The 19,356-nt window shown below is 37.5% G+C and carries 16 protein-coding genes and 2 pseudogenes; 5 read left to right on the top strand and 13 right to left on the bottom strand.

Going from position 1 to position 19,356, the window contains the following annotated elements; translation table 11 throughout:
• The 4 genes and pseudogenes from VLZ86_RS14085 to VLZ86_RS14070 all read right to left on the bottom strand — a co-directional run.
• Window positions 1-117: pseudogene (locus tag VLZ86_RS14085) on the bottom strand (YggS family pyridoxal phosphate-dependent enzyme); the annotation flags it as partial.
• 64 nt (window positions 118-181) lie between these two features.
• Window positions 182-1,420 (bottom strand): DUF1015 domain-containing protein, encoded by a 1,239-nt coding sequence (locus tag VLZ86_RS14080; protein WP_325452440.1) that lies wholly within the window; start codon window positions 1,418-1,420, stop codon window positions 182-184.
• Between the two features lie 263 nt (window positions 1,421-1,683).
• A complete protein-coding gene (locus VLZ86_RS14075) occupies window positions 1,684-2,571 on the bottom strand; it encodes a 3-hydroxybutyryl-CoA dehydrogenase (protein ID WP_325452439.1) in 888 nt (295 codons plus the stop codon).
• Between the two features lie 150 nt (window positions 2,572-2,721).
• A complete protein-coding gene (locus VLZ86_RS14070) occupies window positions 2,722-3,681 on the bottom strand; it encodes a Gfo/Idh/MocA family oxidoreductase (protein WP_325452437.1) in 960 nt (319 codons plus the stop codon).
• Between the two features lie 298 nt (window positions 3,682-3,979).
• Between VLZ86_RS14070 and VLZ86_RS14065 the strand changes: the two genes are divergently transcribed.
• Entirely contained in the window at window positions 3,980-4,621 is a 642-nt protein-coding gene (locus tag VLZ86_RS14065) for a protein-L-isoaspartate(D-aspartate) O-methyltransferase (RefSeq protein WP_325452435.1), read from the top strand.
• Window positions 4,622-5,028: 407 nt separating this feature from the next.
• Here the strand turns inward: VLZ86_RS14065 and VLZ86_RS14060 are convergent, their stop codons facing one another.
• Both VLZ86_RS14060 and smpB read right to left on the bottom strand, forming a co-directional pair.
• Window positions 5,029-7,509 carry a DUF5686 and carboxypeptidase regulatory-like domain-containing protein gene (locus VLZ86_RS14060; protein ID WP_325452433.1) on the bottom strand — a complete coding sequence of 827 codons (2,481 nt, stop codon included), beginning with the start codon at window positions 7,507-7,509 and terminating at the stop codon, window positions 5,029-5,031.
• A 274-nt stretch (window positions 7,510-7,783) separates the two neighbouring features.
• Window positions 7,784-8,242, bottom strand: a complete 459-nt coding sequence (smpB, locus tag VLZ86_RS14055; protein WP_325452431.1) for an SsrA-binding protein SmpB — start codon at window positions 8,240-8,242, stop codon at window positions 7,784-7,786.
• Between the two features lie 91 nt (window positions 8,243-8,333).
• Here smpB and VLZ86_RS14050 point away from each other — a divergent pair, with 91 nt between their 5' ends.
• On the top strand, window positions 8,334-9,098 hold the full coding sequence (locus VLZ86_RS14050; protein ID WP_325452429.1) for a DUF6503 family protein: 765 nt from the start codon (window positions 8,334-8,336) through the stop codon (window positions 9,096-9,098).
• On the opposite strand, the gene VLZ86_RS14045 is transcribed toward VLZ86_RS14050, so the two are convergent.
• The 5 genes from VLZ86_RS14045 to clpB all read right to left on the bottom strand — a co-directional run bounded on the left by VLZ86_RS14045 (window position 9,091) and on the right by clpB (window position 14,590).
• On the bottom strand, window positions 9,091-9,600 hold the full coding sequence (locus VLZ86_RS14045; protein WP_325452427.1) for a phosphoglycerate mutase family protein: 510 nt from the start codon (window positions 9,598-9,600) through the stop codon (window positions 9,091-9,093). The genes VLZ86_RS14050 and VLZ86_RS14045 overlap by 8 nt on opposite strands.
• A 23-nt stretch (window positions 9,601-9,623) precedes the next feature.
• The gene (deoD, locus tag VLZ86_RS14040) at window positions 9,624-10,322 is read right to left on the bottom strand and encodes a purine-nucleoside phosphorylase (RefSeq protein WP_325452425.1); all 699 of its coding nucleotides are present in this window, start codon (window positions 10,320-10,322) and stop codon (window positions 9,624-9,626) included.
• 35 nt (window positions 10,323-10,357) lie between these two features.
• Window positions 10,358-11,014, bottom strand: coding sequence for a deoxyribose-phosphate aldolase (gene deoC / locus VLZ86_RS14035; protein WP_325452423.1), 657 nt, complete (start codon window positions 11,012-11,014; stop codon window positions 10,358-10,360).
• Window positions 11,015-11,411: 397 nt separating this feature from the next.
• The gene (locus tag VLZ86_RS14030) at window positions 11,412-11,801 is read right to left on the bottom strand and encodes a hypothetical protein (RefSeq protein ID WP_325452421.1); all 390 of its coding nucleotides are present in this window, start codon (window positions 11,799-11,801) and stop codon (window positions 11,412-11,414) included.
• Window positions 11,802-11,974: 173 nt separating this feature from the next.
• Entirely contained in the window at window positions 11,975-14,590 is a 2,616-nt protein-coding gene (gene clpB, locus VLZ86_RS14025; protein WP_325452419.1) for an ATP-dependent chaperone ClpB, read from the bottom strand.
• A 391-nt stretch (window positions 14,591-14,981) separates the two neighbouring features.
• On the opposite strand from clpB, the gene ytxJ reads away from it, so the two are divergent.
• Together ytxJ and VLZ86_RS14015 are read left to right on the top strand one after the other, a co-directional pair.
• Window positions 14,982-15,392: a bacillithiol system redox-active protein YtxJ gene (gene ytxJ, locus VLZ86_RS14020; RefSeq protein WP_325452417.1), complete on the top strand. Its 411-nt coding sequence runs from the start codon at window positions 14,982-14,984 to the stop codon at window positions 15,390-15,392.
• Window positions 15,393-15,432: 40 nt separating this feature from the next.
• The gene (locus VLZ86_RS14015; protein WP_325452415.1) at window positions 15,433-15,900 is read left to right on the top strand and encodes a PH domain-containing protein; all 468 of its coding nucleotides are present in this window, start codon (window positions 15,433-15,435) and stop codon (window positions 15,898-15,900) included.
• Between the two features lie 119 nt (window positions 15,901-16,019).
• Here the strand turns inward: VLZ86_RS14015 and VLZ86_RS14010 are convergent, their stop codons facing one another.
• Together VLZ86_RS14010 and fahA are read right to left on the bottom strand one after the other, a co-directional pair.
• A complete protein-coding gene (locus VLZ86_RS14010) occupies window positions 16,020-17,204 on the bottom strand; it encodes a hypothetical protein (RefSeq protein WP_325452413.1) in 1,185 nt (394 codons plus the stop codon).
• A 161-nt stretch (window positions 17,205-17,365) separates the two neighbouring features.
• The gene (gene fahA, locus VLZ86_RS14005) at window positions 17,366-18,661 is read right to left on the bottom strand and encodes a fumarylacetoacetase (RefSeq protein WP_325452411.1); all 1,296 of its coding nucleotides are present in this window, start codon (window positions 18,659-18,661) and stop codon (window positions 17,366-17,368) included.
• A 245-nt stretch (window positions 18,662-18,906) separates the two neighbouring features.
• Between fahA and glyA the strand changes: the two are divergent.
• Window positions 18,907-19,356: pseudogene (gene glyA / locus VLZ86_RS14000) on the top strand (serine hydroxymethyltransferase); the annotation flags it as partial.

The raw sequence follows: 19,356 nt of genomic DNA, 5'->3' as shown, positions 1-19,356 counted from the left end.
TCCGGCATTGTAGGCTTCCATGATTTCCTCAACAGATTTTGTTTTTGTAACCGCTACCAAGGTAACGTGATCTGGCAGTGTCGATTTTATATGATTCAATTTTTCCTGTATACTCATGATCGTTAATTTTTTATTTTTGTTGTTTAGTTAGCTACCTATAACAACAAATAAGTTATGTTTTTTAAAACTCATAAATTGTGACCCCACTCCTTAGTTTAGGTTCAATGAAGGTGCTCTTTGGCGGCATTTTAAGCCCATCATCAGCAATGGTTTTCATCTCTTCAATAGAGACAGGAACCATTCCAAATCCCACCCTATAACTCCCTTCATCTATCGCACTTTTCATAGATACGATGTCTTTTTTCCCATTGATATAACCAATCCTCTCATCATTTCTTAAATCATGGATCCCTAAAATAGGTTCTAAAATAGATTTAAACAAAATTTGTGTATCCAAGTTGTCTAAAGAGGACGCTATCTCATAACCTGTTTTTCGTAAGTGGAGCGAATAGAAGTCACCGTCCAAATACATGCTAAATTGATGGGTTTTTATTGGCTTGTATGGGGTTTGTCCTCTGTTTTCAATCCGATAGACCATATCCAACTGAATTAAAAATTCTTCTTTGGTCAAACCGTTCAAATCTTTGATAACACGGTTGAACTCATGGATCCGCAAATCGGACTCAGGAATGAGATAACTCATAAAAAAGTTATAGGATTCGTGTCCATTATGGTCTGGATTATTTTCTTTTAAATCTTTATAGAGCAAGTAAGAGGATGCTGACCTGTGATGCCCATCGGCAATATAAATTGTTTCCATCTGTTGAAATTCATGCTCAATTTGTTTTAATTGCTCATCATTTTCAACCTTCCACAACAAATGTGTATCTCTATAGGTTGTTGTAAATTCAAACTCGGCCCGATCTTTTTGTACCTGTTCAATAATTTGTGCGATGATTACATTATCAGGGTAGGTTAGGAGTACTGGTTCAGCATTAAATCCCACGGTTTTCAAATAATCTTTAAAGATGACTTCCTTATATTCTATGGTGTCTTCGTGTTTTTTGATGATGTCGTTTTCATAATCTTCAGCACTTACAGCGGCAATTATACCGTTAAAAACCTGCTGATCTCTATCGGTAATCTGATAGACGTAATAACAGGGTTTATCATCCTGTACAAAGATGGCATCTTCTTTAAATTCCAAATATCTGTTTCTAACGAGATGATAACGTGCGTCCCCAGAAATTTGTTTATCGTATTTATAACCAGGATTGACAATGTGTAAAAATGAAAATGGATTATCTCGTAATCGCGACTCACGTTGTTCCAAAGTATAACTTTGATAGGAACGTGCCGCTACCAAACTCACTTTGTCTCGCGTTGGTCTTACAGCTTTGAATGGGATGATGTTGGCCATTTTTTTAGTATTCAGTCTAATCAAGTATTCAGTCTAATCAAGTGTTCAGTGGTCAGTGAACAGTAAACAGTTGATGGTTGTTTTGAACCAAATTTGTCCAGATTTTGGATCATATAGTTAATAAGTTTGCCAACTTCGACGGATTTATCTTTTAGCATTTTGATTCAGTTTGGGAAATATATTCGCATGCCAATGCAAATTCCAACCATGTTTGGGTTTCAGAATTTTCAGGATCCCTGAACACTAAACATTGCGACTGCAGACTACAAAAACTGCTCCGCTACCTTCTCGGCTTTTCTGTTTTCAGAATAGTCATAAAACCCTTCACCTGATTTGATTCCGAGTTTTCCGGCTCTGACCATATTGACTAGCAATGGACAAGGCGCGTATTTTGGATTTTTGAATCCGTCATACATTACATTTAATATGGAAAGACAAACGTCCAATCCAATAAAATCTGCTAATTGCAGTGGCCCCATAGGATGCGCCATCCCAAGTTTCATAACGGTATCGATTTCTGTAACACCAGCAACGCCATTGTAGAGCGTTTCAATAGATTCATTGAGCATTGGCATCAAAATTCTGTTGGCCACGAATCCTGGATAATCATTCACTTCAACGGGGTCTTTTCCTAAGGTTTTGGAAAGGGCCATAATGGTTTTGGTCACCTCGTCACTGGTATTATACCCACGAATGATTTCCACCAACTTCATAATCGGAACTGGGTTCATAAAATGCATTCCGATCACTTGTTTTGGCCGCGACGTGGCGGCCGCAATTTGCGTGATGGAAATTGAAGAGGTGTTGGTTGCCAAAATAGTGTCTTTGGAACAGATGTCGTCCAATTGTTTGAATATTTTGATTTTTAAGTCGATGTTTTCCGTAGCGGCTTCCACGACTAGTTCGACCTTTTTAACACCTTCAGACATATCTGTAAATGTGGAAATATTACTCAGGGTCTTCTGTTTTTGAGCCTCGGTAATATGTTCTTTGGCCACCATGCGATCCAAGTTTTTGGTGATGGTATCAATTCCTTTTTTGAGTGAATCTTCACTAATATCAATTAATTGGACTTTAAAACCACTTTGAGCAAAGGTATGTGCAATGCCATTTCCCATGGTTCCTGCTCCAATTACGGCTATGTTTTTCATTGAAATATGTTTTGTGTATCCTCCAAAGAGGAGATTTTATTCTTATTAAATTTCCTGGTTTATGTCACTCTCAAAACCTAGTAACTGGTCTTAAGAAGGTGGTAGCTCTTTAATGTGTCGAATTAATTATTCGGAAACTCGCCTACCGGATCAAAACTGATCGATAATCATCGTTGCGACACGCAAAGCTTCCGTTCCATCATGGAGCGTGACAATTGGTTTTGTATTATTATTAATGGCGTCTGCAAAAGACTCCAATTCATCTAAAATGGCGTTATTATTGGAGATTTCAGGATTGTCAAAATAAATTTGCTTCTTTACGCCTTCGGCATTTTGAAGGATCATATCAAAATCGCCAGGACTTAATGGCGCATCTTTCATCTTGACCACTTCGCATTTTTTCTCCAAAAAATCAACCGAGATATAGGCGTCCTTTTGGAAGAACCGTGTTTTACGCATGTTTTTTAAGGAAATTCTGCTGGCGGTTAAATTAGCCACACAACCATTTACAAATTCAATCCGTGCGTTGGCAATATCCGGCGTTTCACTAATAACGGAAACACCACTTGCCGAAATATTCTTGACTTTAGAATTGACCACGCTCAAAATGATGTCAATATCATGGATCATCAAATCCAAAACCACAGGAACATCGGTACCTCGCGGATTGAATTCTGCCAATCTATGGCTTTCAATAAACATGGGCTTGTGTATTTGGTCTCTGACTGCCTTAAACGCAGGATTGAAACGTTCTACATGGCCCACCTGACCTTTCACATTGTTTTGTGCTACCAACGCCCTGATAGTTTCAGCCTCCACAACCGTATTGGTAATAGGCTTTTCTATAAAGATGTGTTTGCCTTTAGAAATCGCTAATTTTGCACATTCATAATGGGACAATGTTGGCGTTACAATGGAAACCACATCAACAGCATTGATGAGACCTTCAATAGTATCAAAATATTTATATCCAAATTCGGCTTCAATTTTTTTTGCATTGACTTCATCAGCGTCAAAAAATCCAACCAAGTTGAACTTTTCAGATTGCTGTAGAAGGCGTAAGTGAATCTTTCCTAGATGACCGGCACCAAGAACTCCTGCTTTTAACATAGACGATACGTTTTATACAAAAATAGCTTTTTTTTAAGGCAGAAAAAAAGAAATGGAAAGAGAAAAAAGCCTGAAGTATGAAGCTGGAAGTTGGAAGCTGGCGATACGAATTAATTTACGAATGAACTGTCAAATTTGTTTTGTATGAGGTTTTTTAAGGAGATTAAAACAATTTTGGGACTAAAGCGGGCCATTTTAATTTTGACTCGTAAAAATTTTCAAATAGTTAGAATTTGGAATTTTTGATTTGGGTTTTGCTGTTTTTTGAAGTAGTTTAGCCTGCAAACTTACCACCGCTTTGAAAGATACATTTAAACATAAGGGCTTAAGACAGCAACTTGTTGACATTATAAAGGATAAAGGAATTACTGATGAAAAAGTGCTTAAGGCCATCGGTAAAATTCCGAGACATTTATTTATGGATTCCAGCTTTTTGGATCATGCGTATCAGGATAAAGCGTTTCCAATTGCAGCAGACCAAACCATTTCGCAACCCTATACTGTAGCATTCCAAACGGAATTGATGCAGATCAAACCTGGCGATAAAGTTCTTGAAATAGGTACGGGAAGTGGCTATCAAACCGCTGTTTTATGTGAATTGGGTGCAAAAGTTTACAGTATTGAACGTCAATTGGAACTTTTTAAGATTACCAGTAAATTTCTGCCTAAACTTGGCTATCGTCCTAAAAAACTCGTTTTTGGTGATGGGTACAAAGGTCTAAAAGAAGAAGCGCCTTTTGATAGTATTATTGTCACAGCTGGGGCGCCATTTGTTCCAAAACCCTTGATGAGTCAACTGAAAATTGGAGGCCGATTAGTAATTCCGGTTGGGGATCAGGTGCAAACCATGACTTTAATCATTAGAAACGGATTAAAAGATTTCGAAAAGCATGAGTATGGCGAATTTAGGTTTGTGCCACTTTTGGAGGATAAAAACTAATCAACATCTTTTTGTAGACACGTATTGCACGAATTTTCACAAATCCGTCGGTGTTGAAAATACCCATAAATGTAAATCTGTCAGTGCACGAATGGAACGGCCTTTCAGTCTGTATTGACAAATCAGGGTGATGCTATGGGGCGTACTTGGATCTGTGTGTTTTTAGAGGTTTTGGTTTTGATATTTACGCTAAGGTTTTCGCAAAGCTTGCAATGCTTTATAATAGTTCCTTTCTAAAACTTTGCGCTCCTTTGCGATTTTTCTTTATGTTCCTTGCGGTTAAGAATTTTTGTAATTCCAAATAAAATTATTTTCTTTTGATTTGATTGGTGTTAACATAGAAAAAAACGCGCACTACAATAGGATTTTTAAACTTCTTCAAAATTGCTATCAAAGTCAAAAGTTCATTATTCAATAATATTCAAAAATTTCAAACCGAAGATTATAGCGTCGCCTTGATACCCGTTTTGATAGGAGCGCACATAATCCACACGTAAGAACCTAAATTTCTTAAAGCTTATATTGTCGATCCCAATGGAATATTCCTGATAAGGTTTGGTGTTTTCGGTTGCAAAGGCATGCGCACCAATCACTAAATTGTAATTCAGTTTATTCAATAATGGCACACGACTTAAGAGCAATCCTTTAAAATCATGTTCGGCATGCATTTCCAAATAGGACGTGTTTGTGCTCAGCTCATAATACGGTAAATTATTGAACACGTTAAGATAGGTGCTGGAGGTGCCAACGTGTGTTTGATTGCCATTGGGATGGTAATAATCCATAAACCCAATAGCATCGGCATTAAAAAATGTGCCCGCCTTTAGGTTGTATTTAAAATCACCTTTGTTGCCTACGTTAAAACTTTGGGTCAATCGGGCTTTAAGCTGATCAAAATTATACTGATTTTCTGAAGCTGCAAATCCTTTTTCATAACCTAAATACAAGGTAGGGTATTTGCTGTTCGGAATATTGATCTTGCTATCGGGATAACTCATATATTCCTGTCCAAAATTGAAACGTGCATTGAGTTTGAACTTTAAAAGTTGGTGCGTATCAAAAGCAGGAATTCCATAAATACCAGGATGTAATGGATCATTACTTGAGTAGCTGTCCTCCTTATCATTAAAAATCACTTGATCTGTAGTGTTGACCAGCGCTTTTCGGCGCTCGTAAGCTAGGTTGCTATAAATAGTGATACCATTTGATATTTCTTGTGAGTAACCAAATTGAGCGAAACTTTTATCATATATTTTCAGGAAATTATTTTCGAAAAACAAGGAGCTTACTGAGTTGACCAAAGGTGAAATAGGCTGCGCATCATTAAACTGATGCGTTTCAACACCGCCAGAAATCGTTAAGAACGGCGAGTTGATATTATTGAACTTATATCTAAAAGAAGCTGTTCCTCTTAAGCGATCATCAGAAACTCCATATTGTAAAGAGGCATTTGCTGAGAAATAACGTCGGTATTTATCCAGGTTTTTTCGATAGTAAAAACTCAATTCTGAATTGTAACCCTGAACGGTATTGAATTGAAAGTCGGAGAGGGGTGAGCTATAACCCACAGACCAATCTTCAAAAGAATTCCGGTGACTATATCCAAAGAGAATGTTTTGGATTTTAAACGTGTTGTTTTTGGCATCAATGGAGTCTAAATAAGGTTTTGATTCCCTAAGGGTTTGAATGCTGTCTTTTAATAAATAATCGTTGATTTCTTCATCCGTTAAAGGGACTGGTCTAAAGCTTTTCCAATACGTGGAATCTTTTTTATTGGCTTCATTTCCAAATGATAAAATTTCCTTCCCAAAAGATTTTTTGCTTACCTCAGTAGTGAAATCATAATTGCTATAGACCGCAGTATAGCGACCATCACCTTTAAATCCGAAAAGAGAATAACTAAATTCAATGCCTTGGGAAATCATAACCCAAATTTCATCAGTGTCTGAATAAGAGAAATTTTGCTTTATGGTAATGACTTCTGCTGGTGGAATTTGTGCCTGAATTCCCGTAATGCCTAATTCTAAAGCATAAATAGTCCACTGATTATCCACGATATAGATACTTCCGGAAAAAATCCGATCGTTATCACGTCTCGGGATGACTTTGATTTTATTGATGAGATTGCCTTTGTCGTCATAAAACACACCTTCCAGCTTGTATCTATAGTAATTAAAGGCATAATCGGCAATTGGAGAAATAATCTGATTGCCCAATTCAATCGTATTATTATAAAAGTTGAAATCGACATCACTCGCGGTATTGAAGCTAAATCCGTTGTTGTCACCACTCACTTTTGAGGCGATAATCTTTTCCTTTAATTTATCTGGTCGCATGTATTCAATTTCAGAAATGGTTTCTGATAGATACAAAATGCCACTTCTAGTGGAATCCAATCCCACCATAAAATCATCCATTTCCTGTCCAAAGAACTTTTCTGGAGCATTTTTTATTCGGATCAGGCCGCGAGAATAGAAGTTGGCTTTAAAAGCATTGATTTTTTCCAAATTCGCCTTTCTTGATGCAATGGCTTTACGCATGATGATATCTGCAGGATTGTCATCAGCATTGATCACCACTTCGTTCAGTGAAATTTGTTCTTCAGCAAGAGTAGCATCCAAAATATATGGAAATTGTTTGATCTCGATGTCTTTCTTCACCGTCTTATAGCCTAAAAACTGAAATACGATGGTGTAAGTAGCGGGTTTACTCAGATTCAGTTCATAGTAACCTTCATCATTACTGGTGGTTCCGGTAAATGTATTTTCTACATAAATGTTGACAAAGGGAAGTGCGGCGTTTTTTTGATCTGTAATTCGTCCTTTTATTTGGGAAAAGGTCTGAAAGCTGATCATTACAAGAAAGAAAGCGAGTAAATTTTTAGTCATAAAGTTTGGGTTCTATTGCTATAGGCACATATATTCCCACCAGTGGGTTTTAATACCCCGAGGCTTACCTCAATTGAAAAGCCACTTCCTTATTCAAACTTCGTGGACTAAAGTTCTTGATGTGACGGATTGCCTATAAGTGTTTCAAACTTAGCTATAATAACCGCTTGGGATTGTTATAACAATCTTAAATAATTGATTATTTTTTTGCTTTCCTATTGAGGGATTTGGTATAGGACTATTACACTTTTGAAAAACACTTCGAAAGAGATGCTTAACTGTAGATTTTCTTGATCCGATCGAGATTCCTCTTATTGTCTCGGTCCCTAATAGTGTCGCGCTTGTCATAGAGTTTTTTCCCTTTTCCTAAAGCGATTTCCATTTTAGCAAAGCCTCTATCATTAATAAACAAACGTAAGGGAACAATGGAATAGCCCTTAATTTGAACGTCTTTTTGAAGTTTCTTGAGTTCTTTTTTGTTCAAGAGGAGCTTTCGTTCGGCTTTGGGCCTGTGGTTATTATAGTTGCCAAATGCATATTCCTCAATATTCATGTTAATGACAAAGAGTTCGCCTTTATCATTAAACTCACAAAAACTTTCGGCAATAGATGCTTTACTGTTTCTAATGGACTTTATTTCTGTACCTGATAGAACAATTCCGGCCACATATTTATCCAATATTTCGTAATGAAAACGTGCTTTTCTGTTTTTTATGTTGATGTGTTTCTGCATAGGAAGCCAAAGGTAAAACATTTAAGATAACTTTTGAGGCAGACACATCCGTAATCTTTAAATTTACGCATTCATTTAAAAAAAAAATAGTATGTTAAGGAATGTTTTGATCTTGGTCGCGTTGTTATCGTTTTTCAATTGTAAGGAAAAAGAAAATCAAATAAGCATGACGGAGGCTGCGGAAGATGTGATTAACAAATCTATTGAAGTTGCTGGAGGGGAATTGTTTGATCGTTCTGACATTAATTTTGATTTCCGGGAAATTCATTATAGAGCCATACGTAATCAGGGTAAATTTCAATTGGAGCGCCATTTTAAAGATTCAGTTTCTGAAATCAAAGATGTTTTGAGCAATTCTGGTTTTGAACGATTCAGGGATAAAGAAAAAGTACACTTGTCAGACTCCCTTACTTCCTTATACAGTAATTCGGTTAATTCGGTGCATTATTTCTCAGTGTTGCCTTATAGTTTGGATGGCAAAGCGGTTCATAAAGCTTATTTAGGTTCAAAAGAAATCAAGGGTAAAGATTATCATAAAATTAAAATCACCTTTTCTGAAGATGGGGGTGGTGAGGATTTTGACGACGAATTTATCTATTGGATAGAAAAAGAGCAATTTACAGTGGATTATTTAGCGTATTCTTATAAGGAAATTGATGGCAGTGTTGGATTGCGGTTTAGGGAAGCATATAATACAAGAATGAGCAACGGATTACGTTTTGCCGATTATAACAATTTCAAACCAGCCACTGTTGGTGTCAATCTTGAAAACCTAGATGATTTATTTATTGCCGATAAACTACAACTCCTTTCAAAAATAGAACTTAAGAATGTTCAGGTAAACCTGCTCAATTGATCGTAAGCACAAGGTCTGAGGTAATTCCGTTGCTGATGGTTACAATATAAAGATTTCCGTTATTGGTGTCTTCAATATCATTGTATTTTTCATGTCCAATCACGGCATTGACAAAATCGGGAATGGTATTGCTATGCCCTACAACCAAAACAGTTTTACCTGTGGTGGCTTTCTTAAAAGCTTCATCATAACCATCACTTACGTTATACGTAATGATCTCCAAACGATTATTAGATGCGGTGGGTTGTCCTGTTTCTATGGTTCTGTTAAAGTTTGTGGAATATACAGCATCAAAAGGGATGTGTTGGAAAATGAGGCTCCAGTTTTGCGCTCTCTGGTGGCCTTCTATGGTTAAGCTGGCATCCTTTTCTGAAGGATTACTACGGTCTTTTTCGGCATGGCGAATAAAATAATAGGTGGTGGTTTCAGAAATAGTATCTTCTTGGGCAAAAGTACTTACTGAAAAAAGGGTGATACAAATGGTGAGGAGAAAACGTTCCATAGTCTTTTTATATAGTTGAATTATTAAGCCAGTTCCAGAGCGATTTCAATCATCTCCTTAAACGTTGTTTCTCTTTCTGCTGATGTGGTGCGTTCGCCAGTAACCAAGGAATCGGATATCGTTAAAAGACTTAGTGCATTCACATTGTGCTTTGCGGCCACAGTGTAAAGCCCGGCAGTTTCCATTTCTACACAAAGAATTCTGAATTTCGACCATTTTCTAAAGGATTCAAAATCATCGGCATAAAACTCATCACTCGTCAATACGTTTCCTGCTTTTATGGGAATATTTTTAGCTTGTGCAACAGTGACGGCTTTCTGAAACAGACCAAAATCTGCCGTAGGTGCATAATCCGCACCGCCAAAACGCAGTTCGTTAATACCGGAAGTAGAGGAGGCGGCCATGGCCAAAACTATATCTCTTAACTTAACATCTTTTTGATAAGACCCAGCACTTCCTACCCTAATAAGATTTTTGACGTCATATTCCGTAATCAATTCATGGGCATAGATGGAAATACTAGGTACACCCATTCCCGTACCCATCGTAGAAATGGGTTGGCCTTGATAGGTGCCGGTATAACCAAGCATGCCTCGAACATTATTAAAAAGTTTGGGGTTGTCAAAAAATGTGTTGGCAATCCATTTCGCCCTTAGGGGATCACCGGGAAGAAGAATGGTTTCGGCAATTTCTCCTTTTTTGGCTTCTATATGTACACTCATGGGATTAGATTAATCCCTAAAGATAAAAATTAATCTTAAGGTGTTGACATTTTATCTGTCATCATTGCAACTCCAGATGAGGTGCCAATTCTGTCTGCGCCTGCATCAATATATTTCAGGGCAGTTTCCAAATCTTTTATACCACCAGAAGCTTTTATTTTTGCCTGATCTTTAATAATTTTCTTAATGATCTTCACCGCGGTCAAAGTGGCGCCGCTTTTAGAAAATCCGGTTGATGTTTTAATATAATCGACCTTGGCGTCCAAACAAATTTCGCAGATTTTAACGATTTCGTTTTTGGAAAGTTCACTAATTTCAATAATTACTTTTAGTGGGATTTTACCAATGGCCGTCTTAACGTCCAAAATATCCTTAAAAACAGCAACATAATTTTTACTTCTAAGGAATCCTATATTGATGACCATGTCAATTTCATCAGCACCATCATTAACGGCGTTTTTAGCCTCAAAAACTTTGGCCTCTGTCGCCATGGCGCCCAAAGGGAATCCTACAACGGAAACAACTTTTACGGAAGTTTTAGATAGCAATTGTTTGGCCAGGGCAACGTAAGAACTATTAACGCAAACCGCATAGAATTCATATTTCTTTGCCTCGTTGCATAAATCGATGATTTGCCTCTCAGTTGTACCTGGTTTTAAAAGGGTGTGGTCAATATATTGATTGATGTTCATAATTCATTTGTAGGGTTAAGTGTTGTAAAATTACGGTAAACGGTTATTCCTTTAAAGTATTTTGATGTTTATTAGACGAACGGTTAAGAATTAAAATGTACCTATTCATTAAACGGCTTTGAGTGAGATTAATAGGTTTTTGACCTATTTTAATAAAACATTCGCCAGATATAGATACGTTTTCGATGTACAAAAAGACTACAATAAATGGGAGTTTGGGTCACATTTACATTATGTTTAACATTCTTTCCTGTCTTAAATGAAATCATTTAAATTCTTGCAATGTTCAGAGGTCATAGTTAATCTAAAGTTGTGTTCCAATCCTTGATCAAAGGATTTTATTTAATCCAATGGTGGCCTTAATCATATCTCCTTGCATAGGCCTGAGATTCATAATCTAATCAGAAGTTTTCGAATTGGGCATAATACTGTGAACCCAAACGATGGCTTCACTTAAACTATCAAAAATCTCATAAGGTTTATCAAAAAACTCCTGCTCGTATTCGGCATTTCTCCGCATAAGTGCTGTTTTAGGAATAATGGCAATAGCAATCAAATTTGGAATTTTTTCGGCTTCCGGATAAATTAATGGGTTTACCGAATAGGATTTTACCCTATTGGAAATATACACCATGTTTTTCCCGCTAAAATGCTTCTGTACTACCTCATTGAAAATATCATTGTGATGTGGCTCTATAACTACAGCCTCCTTTACTTGATTGATAATGAAATCGTCAAAAATAAATACTTCGCTATCTTCAAAATTGTAATACGTAATGATACCCATTCGTTTTTTCTTTTACATATAATCGTTAAGTTACAACTTTGACGGAAGGTTTTTTGACTCAAATCAAAAAAAACAGCACTCATCTTTTTCAAGACTTGTGCTGTTCCTAACCAACCAATTATTATGAAAAATCCTCTCGGACTTTCAAACGCCGGCATTCAAAATGCCAACGTTTACTGTTTCTGAACCTCGTCCACCAATTGTTCTTGATTTCTAAAGACCAGTTTATTGTTAAATGAATCTAACAGGACAATGCTGTCTGCAGTAATCGTTCCAGCGAGCAATTCTTTACTCAATTCATTCAATACTTCTTTTTGTATGACACGTTTTACGGGTCTCGCACCATACTCAGGATTGTAACCTTTCTCTGCTAAATAGGCCGTGGCCTCATCTGTTGCATCAAAAGTAATACCTTGTTTGTCTAGCATTCTTGTTAAGCCCTTCAATTGTAATCCTACAATCTCAATAATATTTTCTCTTGATAATGGTGTAAACATTATGATGTCGTCAATCCTGTTTAAAAACTCCGGACGTACGTTTTGTTTTAATAAGCCCAAGACATCAATTTTTGCCGATTCTATAGCAGTATCGATATCTTTTGTCGCTTCAAAACGTTGTTGGATGATATCACTTCCCATATTGGAAGTCATAATGATAATAGTGTTTTTGAAATCTGCAAGCCGCCCTTTGTTATCTGTCAAGTGGCCTTCATCCAAGACCTGTAATAAAATATTAAAGGTGTCTGGATGGGCTTTCTCTATTTCATCGAGCAGCACCACTGAATAAGGTTTTCTTCTTACAGCTTCGGTTAATTGCCCGCCTTCATCATAACCTACGTATCCTGGAGGTGCGCCAATCAATCTGCTGACGCTGTGACGTTCTTGGTATTCGCTCATGTCAATTCGCGTCATGGCAGCTTCATCGTCAAACAGATATTCTGCTAAAGCCTTTGCCAATTCGGTCTTTCCAACCCCGGTAGTTCCTAAAAACAGGAAGGTGCCAATTGGTTTTTTCGGGTTTTGCAATCCTGCACGACTACGTCTCACGGCATCACTCACTGCTGTGATGGCTTCGTCCTGTCCCACCACACGTTTGTGTAATTGATCTTCAAGTTTTAACAGCTTTTCTCTATCACTCTGCAACATTTTGGTTACTGGAATTCCTGTCCATTTGGCCACAACTTCTGCGATATCCTCATAAGTTACTTCTTCTTTGATCAGGGAGCTTCCAGATTGATTTGCCTGTAGTTCCTTTTGAAGTTTTTCAAGTTCCTCTTGGGCCTCCTTGATTTTTCCATAACGGATCTCCGCTACCTTGCCATAATCGCCTTCACGTTCTGCACGTTCTGCTTCCAATTTAAAGTTTTCAATATCGGATTTAGCGATTTGAATATTGTCAACCACTTCTTTTTCGCTCATCCACTTCGCATTCATTTCATTGCGCTCTTCTTTAATGTTGGCAAGCTCAGAACGTAGGTTTTGCAATTTAGTTTCGTCTTTTTCGCGCTTAATGGCTTCTATTTCAATTTCCAACTGCATCACTTTTCTATCCAATACATCCAGTTCTTCTGGTTTGGAGTTGATTTCCATGCGTAATTTGGACGCTGCCTCGTCCATAAGGTCAATGGCTTTATCGGGCAGAAATCTGTTGGTAATATAACGTTCGGAGAGTTCTACCGCACCAATAATGGCTTCGTCTTTAATTCGTACTTTATGATGGGTTTCATATTTTTCCTTAATGCCACGGAGAATGGAAATCGCACTTTCCGTATCCGGCTCGTCCACCATCACTTTTTGGAAACGACGTTCCAAAGCTTTATCTTTTTCAAAGTATTTTTGATATTCGTCAAGGGTAGTGGCTCCAATGGCTCGCAATTCGCCTCTTGCCAAAGCTGGTTTTAAAATGTTGGCAGCATCCATGGCGCCTTGTCCGCCACCTGCACCAACGAGCGTGTGGATTTCATCAATGAACAAAACGATATCGCCTTCACTTGAAGTGACTTCCTTAATGACGGCTTTTAAACGTTCTTCAAATTCCCCTTTATATTTTGCACCTGCAATTAACGCACCCATATCTAAAGCGAAAACCTGTTTGTCCTTTAGGTTTTCAGGAACGTCACCATCTATAATACGATGTGCCAAACCTTCTGCAATAGCCGTTTTACCTGTACCAGGCTCTCCAACAAGAATAGGGTTGTTTTTGGTACGGCGCGAAAGGATTTGAAGGATTCTTCTAATTTCCTCATCACGTCCTATCACCGGATCCAAGCGACCATCCTTGGCCATTTGATTGAGGTTTTTAGCGTATTTGTTCAAGGAATTATAGGTGTCTTCTTGACTTTGTGAAGTGACCCGATCGCCTTGGCGTAATTCTTCAATCCCGGCAGTCAGTGCTTTCTCAGTAACCCCTTGGTCCTTGAGCATTTGCGCTATTTTACTGTCCGATTTAAAAACGGCCAAAAGTAAATGTTCAATGGAAACATAATCGTCCTTCATCTTTTTTGCAATGATGGCCGCCTCATTCAAGGTTTTGTTTGCCTCTCTTGAGAGCATAATATCGCCACCGGTCACCTTAGGGAAACTTTCTAATTGTCGGTCTAAGGTCTGTTCCAATAGGTTCATATTGACATTCAGTTTTTTAAGAAGGAATGGCAATACGTTTTCGTCAACTTCAGAAATGGCTTTAAATAGATGCTCATTTTCTATTTGTTGATGGCCATGACTTTGAGCGAGCTGTTGCGCCTGCTGAATGGCCTCTTGTGATTTTATGGTATAATCGTTAAAGTTCATAATATTTGGCCCGAAAAAGCGGGTATCTTATTTTTTGTACGTTATTATTTATATTCTTGACTCCTCATTTGCTGGAGTTTTTATTAAATTCGTAGTTGTTTTCAAGGTGTATTTCAATTACCTTACCAAGCCACGAGGCGCGACAAAATGTCGCTAAACATCAAGAATTAACTGTCATTTTGTCAGTTTGTAAGATGTATGGATATTGTTCGACTGCTCTATAAAGTTATTCAGAATTTAGCTAAGAAGAGAGCTATTTAGAAAAACTTTAACGCAATGGAAACTAAAGATTGAGGATTAACGATTAACGATTGGTGGTGGAAGAATCTTAATTTATGTGAAACCACGAATAAGTAATGAAGAATATCAATAACTAATATAAAACACTCACATGGGACTATTTAATAAACTTTTTGGGGCTTCTTCAAGCTCCTCTGCCGGCTCGGATAATCTTAATCAAGAAAATGAAACGCCTTGGATTGATTTAAATACTTTGGAACAATTGGATGCCCTTGTGGAAAAATCCAAAACCAAACCACAATTCATCTTTAAACACTCCACGCGCTGTGGGGTGAGTAGAATGGTGATCAGTCAATTTAAGAAAGATTATCAATTTTCAAAAAATGAGGCCGATCTGTACTATTTAGATTTGTTGGCCTACAGAGCCATTTCAAACAAAATTGCTGAACAATTTCAGGTCATGCACCAATCGCCGCAATTGGTGGTGGTCAAAAATGGTGTAGTGGTAGCTCATGAGAGTCATAGTGGGATTAATAATATGGAATTAGAAAAGTTTGTTTAATATATCATATCTTCGATAGAAACCTTTAATAAATAAATCCATGAAAATTTACCAAAGCAAAAGTTCTTCATCTGTGAAGATTATGACTACTGGCGTATTGAGTGTGTTGGTTTTGGTAACTCTTGGTTTAGTTACTACAAATGAAAGTGATGGATGGATTTGGGGGCTTGTTTTGGGATTGATTATTGCCAGTACGGTTTTTTACTTTTACGCGAACTCTATGAACGAAATAGTCGTTGAAGATGAGGGGGTTATTTTAAAGAAAAATATTGGTCAGATATACATTCCAAAATCGGACATTGTAGAGGTCACAAAATTAGCGCAGACGAGTTTGACCATGACTTATGGTAGTAAAGGAGTTTTTGGATTCATCGGAAATACGATGGACGGGGCTATTAGTTTTGTTAAGGACAGAAGACAGATGGTGGGAATTACCACGACCTCTAAGAAATACATTCTCAGTTCTGAAAGACCTGATGAGCTTTTAAATGCTCTAAGAGCACTTTAAACTCTGGTGTAATGTTCGTGACGTAACTAATCAATAGTTGCGTAATAGACGAAGTCATTCGGACAGATGTAAAATCAAATAGGTCATGGAAAAACGCCCAAATTAGATTTTGGGAGTTTTTATTTATTTCGCATTTTATATGAATTTATAATCTGTTTTAGTTTTAGTTTGAGGTCTTCGCCGGTATCGTAAACCATATCAGCATTTGAAGGAAAACGTAAGCTTCTATTGCGCAGTAAGTCGCGATCCTGAGCACTCAGTGCGCGCTCATCACCTTTGACGGTGGCATAGATGTTTTCAAATACAAATTCGCTGTTGATTGGAAACACATCCAAAGTTTGGTTGTTTTTTAAGTCCACATATACTACATCCGCAAGGACCTGAGTCGATTTAAATTGGTGATATTCAAAAAAACGTGCCCGTACATTGATGACATTGTCAATTTTGATATCGTTTCCTAAACTGTCCTTTACAACGTTTCCTCTGCTGTCTTTTTGGTATTTCCAACCATCTACAATTTGACGCTCTCTGAGCAACTGCTTTTCATTAAATCGTTCTGGCGAAATATTAATGCGTTTCAGTTGTAAAGACATGGCATAATCATAGTTAATTCTCTCATCAGGATTGGCATGGTAAACAGTCCAAAATTGATTCAATCCGTAGGTATCGAAATTTAACAGATCGTCTTCCAATCGCTTTGGAATGATTTGATCGGTTTGGTTTTCAATAGTTACAATAACATAATCAGATCCAAGATTATGGGCCTTTTGCCTTAAATTCCGTACGTCTTTATATTTTGGGTTGATACGATCTATGTATTGAAAGGTGTTATACGCTTCCTTGATGTCCTGTTTGTTATGTGAATCCAGAAGTGACAATCCAGTATCGTACAGATAGGAAGAAACCTCATTGCGGGACTGGGTAATGACATGGGAATAGTCTTTAAAATCCAACCGCAGTGGCTTATTGCCTATTTGTAATGGCAGTACAGGTTTAATAACTTCCTGACGCGAATTCAAGTTGAGATAAGTCTCATAAATAGTTTTATAATGCTCAGGATTGCCATCTTTTCTGAGATGTTTAATCGTATTTAGATCACGCTCAACGGCCTTTTCAAAAGCGTTTTTCAGCATGACCACAAAATCTTGTTTACGATCTTTATTCTTATTGCTTTCGAGTCTCCTTAAAGCATCCTCAATGGCCAAATCATAATTTCCAGAATGAAGCGCTTTCTCGATCTGCTTTTTACCACTGCAAGAAGCAATTAATAAAATAAATACTGTGAAGAGTAGTTTTGCTTTCATAAGTCTGGTATTTAATTTGTTAAAGTTAATGGATTCCAAAACACATGCCAAATGAAGGAGTCGGAAGTTAGAGGCTTGGAGCTTGAAGCAATTGATTAAATAGAAAAAGCACGAAAATTAGTCGCTACCAATCTCCGTGCTTTGTGCTTCATGCTTCCCGCTTATTGTTTTTTCTTCTTCTGATTGAAAATTGGGAGCAGTTGTGTTGAAACCTCGCCAAATCCTATCCTGGTACCGTCTTTTTCACAATGGCCTCTCATGATGACCGTATCGTAATCGTTGATGAATTTACGTTCCGTACCATCTTTCATCTTTATAGGTTTTTCGCCTCTCCAAGTCAATTCCAACATAGAGCCGTATGAGTCTTCAGTAGGTCCAGAAATGGTTCCACTTCCCATCATATCACCTGAATTTATTGGACAGCCATTAATGGTATGGTGTGCCAATTGCTGAGACATATTCCAATACATATATTTAAAGTTGGATTTGCTCACAATGGTTTCTTTAGCGTCTTTTGGACGTATCGCAACTTCCAAATTGATGTCGTACCCTTTCTTTCCCTTCGATTTTAAATAAGGTAATAGCGGCTTGATGGGTTTCGGGCTTTCAACTTTGAAGGGCTCTAGAGCATCAAGGGTCACAATCCAAGGCGACATAGATGAGGCGAAGCTTTTCGCTAAGAATGGTCCTAAAGGCACGTATTCCCATTTTTGGATGTCTCTAGCAGACCAGTCGTTAAAAAGAACCAATCCAAAAATGTATTCTTCTGCTTCATTGACAGGAATAGATTCGCCCAAATCGTTGGCATCTGTGGTTATAAAAGCCATTTCCAATTCAAAATCGATCAATTTAGACGGACCGAAAACAGGTTCAGTAGCGCCATCCGGTAAAGTTTGACCCTGAGGTCTGTGTATAGGAATTCCAGATGGAATAATCGAGGAGCTCCTGCCATGGTAACCTACAGGAATGTGCAACCAGTTTGGCATCAACGCATTGTCAGCACCTCTAAACATGGTCCCTACATTGGTGGCGTGTTCAAGACTCGAATAGAAATCGGTATAATCACCAATATGAACCGGCAATTGCATTTCTATTTCGTCCAACCTAAAGCAAACGATTTCTTTATGTTTGAGATTGCTTTTCAGGGTGGTGTTATTACTGTCAAAAATATCAGCAATTCTATTTCTAACGGCACGCCATGTTTTACGGCCATCGGCAATAAAATCATTTAGAGTGTCCTGAAGAAATATATCGTCAGTCAATGGAATCCCCTCAAAATATCCAAGTTGATGCAGTGCACCAAGATCGATGGCTGTATCCCCAATTCGGGTGCCAATGGTAATGATATCATCTCGGGTTAAAAACACACCAAATGGGATGTTCTGTATAGGAAAATCAGAGTTCTTTCCCACGTGAAGCCAAGATGTGCGATGAGGGTTATTTGCTGATATAGACATAGTATTGCAATTAATTTGTTTCATATTAAATCTATTCAAACCTACATATTTTTTTTAATTTAAAAACAAAAAATAAACTTAAAGTTATGTTGTTTTAGAGGAAATTATAATTCGATTAAATTCAGATGAATAATTCTTTTTTTGACTTGATTAACTATTGTATTTACTATTTTTGGTGAAAATTGACAAGAAATTATTATGAATTAAGATTTCCGTCTTCGCGGGAATGTCTAAAAATCTAATTTATGCAACGTGACCAACAAATATTTGAGCTTATAGAAGCTGAAAAAGAGAGACAGCTAAACGGTTTAGAACTTATTGCTTCAGAGAATTTTGTAAGCAATCAGGTAATGGAAGCCGCCGGATCGGTTTTAACCAATAAGTACGCCGAGGGCTATCCTGGAAAGCGTTATTATGGAGGGTGTGAAATAGTAGATGAGGTGGAGCAATTAGCCATAGATCGTGCCAAAGCCTTATTTGGAGCTGAATATGCCAACGTTCAACCGCACTCTGGAAGTCAAGCAAATACCGCTGTTTATTCTATGTGCTTAAAACCTGGAGATAAAATCCTTGGTTTTGACCTCTCGCATGGGGGTCATTTAACTCATGGTTCTCCGGTGAATTTTTCGGGTAAACTATATGATCCTTCTTTTTATGGTGTGGACAAAGCCACAGGATTGATTGATTATAATAAT

Source organism: Gelidibacter sp., assembly GCF_035515035.1.
Classification (GTDB): domain Bacteria; phylum Bacteroidota; class Bacteroidia; order Flavobacteriales; family Flavobacteriaceae; genus Gelidibacter.
Note: the sequence above shows the minus strand (reverse complement) of the source record. Positions and strands in the feature narration are given on the sequence as shown.

Coding starts and splice junctions, on each gene's coding strand:
- VLZ86_RS14080 (WP_325452440.1), bottom strand. CDS start 1,420: ATGGCCAACATCATCCCATTCAAAGCTGTAAGACCAACGCGAGACAAA.
- VLZ86_RS14075 (WP_325452439.1), bottom strand. CDS start 2,571: ATGAAAAACATAGCCGTAATTGGAGCAGGAACCATGGGAAATGGCATT.
- VLZ86_RS14070 (WP_325452437.1), bottom strand. CDS start 3,681: ATGTTAAAAGCAGGAGTTCTTGGTGCCGGTCATCTAGGAAAGATTCAC.
- VLZ86_RS14060 (WP_325452433.1), bottom strand. CDS start 7,509: ATGACTAAAAATTTACTCGCTTTCTTTCTTGTAATGATCAGCTTTCAG.
- smpB (WP_325452431.1), bottom strand. CDS start 8,242: ATGCAGAAACACATCAACATAAAAAACAGAAAAGCACGTTTTCATTAC.
- VLZ86_RS14050 (WP_325452429.1), top strand. CDS start 8,334: ATGTTAAGGAATGTTTTGATCTTGGTCGCGTTGTTATCGTTTTTCAAT.
- VLZ86_RS14045 (WP_325452427.1), bottom strand. CDS start 9,600: ATGGAACGTTTTCTCCTCACCATTTGTATCACCCTTTTTTCAGTAAGT.
- deoD (WP_325452425.1), bottom strand. CDS start 10,322: ATGAGTGTACATATAGAAGCCAAAAAAGGAGAAATTGCCGAAACCATT.
- deoC (WP_325452423.1), bottom strand. CDS start 11,014: ATGAACATCAATCAATATATTGACCACACCCTTTTAAAACCAGGTACA.
- VLZ86_RS14030 (WP_325452421.1), bottom strand. CDS start 11,801: ATGGGTATCATTACGTATTACAATTTTGAAGATAGCGAAGTATTTATT.
- clpB (WP_325452419.1), bottom strand. CDS start 14,590: ATGAACTTTAACGATTATACCATAAAATCACAAGAGGCCATTCAGCAG.
- ytxJ (WP_325452417.1), top strand. CDS start 14,982: ATGGGACTATTTAATAAACTTTTTGGGGCTTCTTCAAGCTCCTCTGCC.
- VLZ86_RS14015 (WP_325452415.1), top strand. CDS start 15,433: ATGAAAATTTACCAAAGCAAAAGTTCTTCATCTGTGAAGATTATGACT.
- VLZ86_RS14010 (WP_325452413.1), bottom strand. CDS start 17,204: ATGAAAGCAAAACTACTCTTCACAGTATTTATTTTATTAATTGCTTCT.
- fahA (WP_325452411.1), bottom strand. CDS start 18,661: ATGTCTATATCAGCAAATAACCCTCATCGCACATCTTGGCTTCACGTG.